Origin of the sequence: Pseudomonas sp. 18.1.10 (genome assembly GCF_024655625.1) — a bacterium.
Taxonomy (GTDB): Bacteria; Pseudomonadota; Gammaproteobacteria; order Pseudomonadales; family Pseudomonadaceae; genus Aquipseudomonas.
The window spans coordinates 1-4,470 of record NZ_JANLGL010000327.1; the positions used below are offsets into that span (position 1 = coordinate 1).

Consider the following 4,470-nt stretch of genomic DNA (forward strand, 5'->3'; position numbering starts at 1 on the left):
GTGCCAGTCAATGCATCTGGCGACTGATACACCGCATTCGCGAGCAAGCCCGCTCCCACATTTTTGACCGAGGTGTGTCAGTTAGAGGCGGAAACGACTCACCATCCCATTCAAGTCCACCGCCAAGCGTGACAACTCATTACTCGCCGCACTCGTCTGGCTGGCGCCCGTCGCCGATTGCACCGACAGATCGCGGATGTTCACCAGGTTGCGGTCCACTTCCCGCGCCACTTGCGCCTGTTCTTCCGCCGCGCTGGCGATCACCAGGTTGCGCTCGTTGATCTCGACAATCGCGGTGTTGATGGTATCCAGCGATATCCCTGCGCCTTTGGCGATGTTCAGCGTCGATTCTGCACGCTCGGTGCTGTTGCGCATCGAATCCACGGCGTGCTCGGTGCCGGCCTGGATGCTGCCGATCATCCGCTCGATCTCGCTGGTGGACTGCTGGGTGCGGTGGGCCAGTGCGCGCACTTCGTCGGCGACCACGGCAAAACCACGGCCGGCTTCACCGGCGCGGGCGGCTTCGATGGCGGCGTTGAGGGCCAGCAGGTTGGTCTGGTCGGCCAGGCCGCGAATCACGTCCAGCACCTTGCCGATATCCCGCGACTCATTGGCCAGGTCGCCAATCAGCGTGGCGGTGGCTTGCACATCGCCGCTCATGCGTTCGATGGCGCTGACGGTCTCTTGCACCAAATCACGGCCGTCGCCGGCGGAGGTGGTGGCGTTGCGCGAGGCTTCGGAGGTGCTGACCGCATTGCGTGCGACTTCTTCCACGGCGCTGGTCATCTCGTTGACGGCGGTGGCGGCCTGCTCGATCTCGTTGTTTTGCTGGGTCAAACCACGGGCGCTCTCGTCGGTGACGGCGTTCAGCTCTTCGGCGGCCGAGGCCAGCTGGGTGGCGGAACCGGCGATGCGTTGCAGGGTGTCGCGCAGCTTGTCCTGCATTTTGGCCATGGCGGCCAACAGGCGCCCGGCTTCGTCATTGCCATCGACCTTGATCGGGCGCGTGAGGTTGCCTTCGGCGACTTCTTCGGCGGCTTCCAGGGCTTGGGAGATCGGCAGGGTGATGCTGCGGGTCAACAGCCAGGCGAACAGCACGGTCAATGCGGTTGCGAGGATCAGCAGGCCGACGACCAGCTTGAAGGCCAGGTCGTATTGGTCCTTGGCTTCTTGGTTGGTGACCAGGGCCATGGTGTTGTTGATGTCCAGCAAGCGCGCCAGCACGGCGTTGACCTGCTCGGAGTTGCTCAGCAGCTCGGTGTTGATCAGCGTGCGCAGGGCGTCGACCTGATTGGCCTGGGACAGGCTTTTCATGCGCGATTCGATCTGGCGGTACTGGCCCAGCAGGCTCACATACTCATCGTAGGCGGCACGTTCTTCACGGCTGTCGATCAGCTTTTCATAAATGCCCTGGGCGGCGCGGATCTGCTGGTCGCGCAGTTCGAAGGTGTCCAGGGTTTTTTGCTGTACATCCGGCTCGCGGTTGGTCAGCAGGCGGTATGACAGCACGCGCAGGCGCAGGGTCAGTTGGGTGAACTCGTCGAGGGCGCGAATGCTCGGCACGCTGGACACGGTGATGTCTTCGGCGGCACCACGGATCTTGCTCATCTGGTTCAGGGCGAACACACCGAGAAACAACATGAGCGCGCCGATAAACGCGAAGCCTAAAAAGGCGCGCGGCGCGATATTCATATTACGAAGGGACATGCTGGAATCCTGGGGAGAAGCGCGATCCGTGCGGCCATGAGAGGGGGGATGCTTCTCTATCGGTCGTACGACTAAAGTCTAAAGGGGCATGTGCGTTTTTGTCGCACCCGATGAGCGTCAGGAACCAGATCGGCGAATTGCAGTCACTAAGGCTCGAAAGTGCGGCCCGGCCCTTAACAATCGGGCTGCGCGCCGGGGATAACCCTGGCATCCGAGGTGAATTTTCTTTATCGTCACCGCCCTTTGAAAAAGCCCGAGAAATCAAAATGTTAGAAACATCCCTAAGCCAATTGGAACAACTGGTCGGCGACCTGGTACAGCAGAACCAGGATCTGCTGGGCAGCAACGAATCCCTCAAGGCCGAACTGGCCCGCGCCAAGGATGAGAACGACAGCCTGCAATTGAACCTGATGGAACAGGAAGAAAAGCACGGTGCTACCGCCGCGCGTATCCAAGCACTGGTTGAGCGCGTGAGCGCAGGTCCTGTCGGCGCATGAATGAAGGGATAAAGGTCGTTTCGATTCTCGGAGAGGATTACTCGATCAAGGCGCCAGCCGGGGAAGACAAAACCCTGATGCACGCCGTGACCATGCTCAAGGCCTCCCTGGCCACCACCAAGAAGAAGTATCCGACGCTGATCGGCGACAAATTACTGGTGCTGGCGGCGCTGAATCTGTGCGCCGAGCAGATTGAAATGCAGCAGGCGCACCAGGAGGAACTCGACCGTTACCAAGAGCAAGTCAGCGCCACGGTCGATGTGATTGCCAAGGCGATCGGGCAGCCTTAGAACCATTCGTCCTGCATCGCGAGGCACGTATCATCGCGTGCCTCCAGAATCGCCAGTTCATGATGGCAGCCCGGTACTTCCCAGGTCAGGAAGTAGCGGGCGGCCTGGAGCTTGCCTCTATAGAAGGCCGTGTCGGCCGCATTGCCCTTAGCCAGCCCTTCTTCGGCGCGAATTGCCTGTTCCAGCCAGCGCCAGCCAATCACCGTATGCCCAAACACCTTCAAGTACAGTGCAGAGTTCGCCAGGCTGCTGTTGACCTTGCCCTGGGCGAGATCCGTCAGCAGACCGATGGTCACGCTTTGCAGGCGGTTGACCAGGTGTTCCAAGGGGTCCCGCAGGTCAATTAGCGACGGGTATTCCTGCGCCCGTGCGCCGGTTTCGGCGATCAGTCGTATGAGTTGTTTCAAGCCTGCACCACCGTTCTGCGCCAGCTTGCGCCCCAGCAAGTCGAGGGACTGGATACCGTGGGTGCCTTCATGGATCGGGTTCAGGCGGTTGTCGCGGTAGTACTGTTCCACCGGGTATTCGCGGGTGTAGCCGTGGCCGCCGAGGATCTGGATCGCCAGTTCGTTGGCTTTGAGGCAGAACTCCGACGGCCAGGATTTGACGATGGGTGTGAGCAGGTCCAGCAGTTCGTGGGCCTGTTTGCGCTCGGCTTCGGTGGCCAGGGTGGTGGTGTCGTCAAACAGGCGCGCGGCGTACAGGCCGAGGTCAAAGGCGCCTTCGACGTAGGCTTTTTGCGTGAGCAGCATGCGTTTTATATCGGCGTGCTGGATGATCGACACCGGTGCAGTCGTAGGGTCTTTGCTGTCCGGCAGGCGGCCCTGAGGGCGCTCGCGGGCGTACTCCAGGGAATACAGGTAACCGGCATAGCCCAGCATCACCGCGCCCATGCCCACGCCGATACGCGCTTCGTTCATCATCTGGAACATGCAACTCAAGCCCTGGTGCGGCTTGCCCACCAGATAGCCGACACAGTTGCCGTTATCGCCGAAGTTCAGCGCAGTGGACGTGGTGCCGCGCCAGCCCATCTTGTGGAACAGCCCGGCCAGCACCACATCGTTGCGCTCCCCCAGGCTGCCGTCATCGTTGACCAGGAACTTGGGCACGATAAACAGCGAAATGCCCTTCACCCCGGCGGGGGCGTCCGGCAGCTTGGCCAATACCATGTGCACGATGTTTTCCGACAACGGGTGGTCGCCGCCGGAGATGAAGATCTTGTTGCCCTTGAGTCGATAGGTGCCGTCAGCCGCAGGTTCTGCGCGTGTACGAATATCCGACAGCGACGAGCCTGCATGGGGTTCGGTCAGGGCCATGGTGCCGAAAAAGCGCCCGTCGATCATGGGTTGCAGGAAGCGTTGCTTCTGCTCCTCGGTGCCGAAGCTTTCAATGAGGTTGGCGGCGCCCATGGTCAGGAACGGGTAGGACGTGGACGCGGCGTTGGCCGATTGGAAGTGCGCAAAGCATGCCTGGGAGAGCAGGGTGGGCAACTGCATGCCTCCGGCGTCGAAACTGCGCGCGGCGTTGAGGAAACCGGCTTCGAGGAAGGCATCGACGGCCGGCTTGACCTCGGGAATCAGGACGGCTGCGCCGTTTTCGTAGCGCGGTTCGTTTTCGTCGTTCTTGCGGTTATGGGGGGCGAAGTACTTTTCGGCGATGTTTCGAGCGGTGCTGATGGCCGCATCGAACGTTTCCCGATTGTGCTCGGCAAACCGCTCGCGCCTGGTCAGGCCCTCGGCATCGAGGACTTCGTACAGCTCGAAAGCCAGATTGCGGGAACTGAGCAGCGTCTCGGACATGGCGGCTTACCTATGTGGGAATAGGCCCGAGTCTAAGTGCGCAAATGGAGGGTGGATAGCAAGATTGATTTGGGTGATGGAGGGGCAAAGCGCGGATGGGGGGAGAGAAACGCGGTCCAAATGTGGGAGCGGGCTTGCTCGCGAAAGCGGTGTGTCAGTCAGTACATCTGTCACTGA

General features: G+C 60.9%; 4 protein-coding genes and 1 pseudogene. 2 read left to right on the forward strand and 3 right to left on the reverse strand.

The features are described from left to right. Positions 1 to 81: 81 nt before the first annotated feature. Positions 82 to 954, reverse strand: a complete 873-nt coding sequence (locus NUV89_RS30040) for a methyl-accepting chemotaxis protein (RefSeq protein ID WP_374684555.1) — start codon at positions 952 to 954, stop codon at positions 82 to 84. A gap of 30 nt (positions 955 to 984) precedes the next feature. Then, positions 985 to 1,707: pseudogene (locus tag NUV89_RS30045) on the reverse strand (MCP four helix bundle domain-containing protein); the annotation flags it as partial. A gap of 266 nt (positions 1,708 to 1,973) precedes the next feature. Here NUV89_RS30045 and NUV89_RS27895 point away from each other — a divergent pair. Both NUV89_RS27895 and NUV89_RS27900 read left to right on the forward strand, forming a co-directional pair. Further along, complete coding sequence (locus NUV89_RS27895; protein ID WP_257783853.1) at positions 1,974 to 2,204, forward strand: hypothetical protein; 231 nt, start codon at positions 1,974 to 1,976, stop codon at positions 2,202 to 2,204. Beyond that, entirely contained in the window at positions 2,201 to 2,494 is a 294-nt protein-coding gene (locus tag NUV89_RS27900; protein WP_017734889.1) for a cell division protein ZapA, read from the forward strand. Before NUV89_RS27895 ends, NUV89_RS27900 begins: the two co-directional genes overlap by 4 nt. On the opposite strand, the gene NUV89_RS27905 is transcribed toward NUV89_RS27900, so the two are convergent. Then, on the reverse strand, positions 2,491 to 4,293 hold the full coding sequence (locus NUV89_RS27905; protein ID WP_257783854.1) for an acyl-CoA dehydrogenase: 1,803 nt from the start codon (positions 4,291 to 4,293) through the stop codon (positions 2,491 to 2,493). The two genes, NUV89_RS27900 and NUV89_RS27905, sit on opposite strands and share 4 nt — an antisense overlap. Positions 4,294 to 4,470 lie beyond the last annotated feature (177 nt).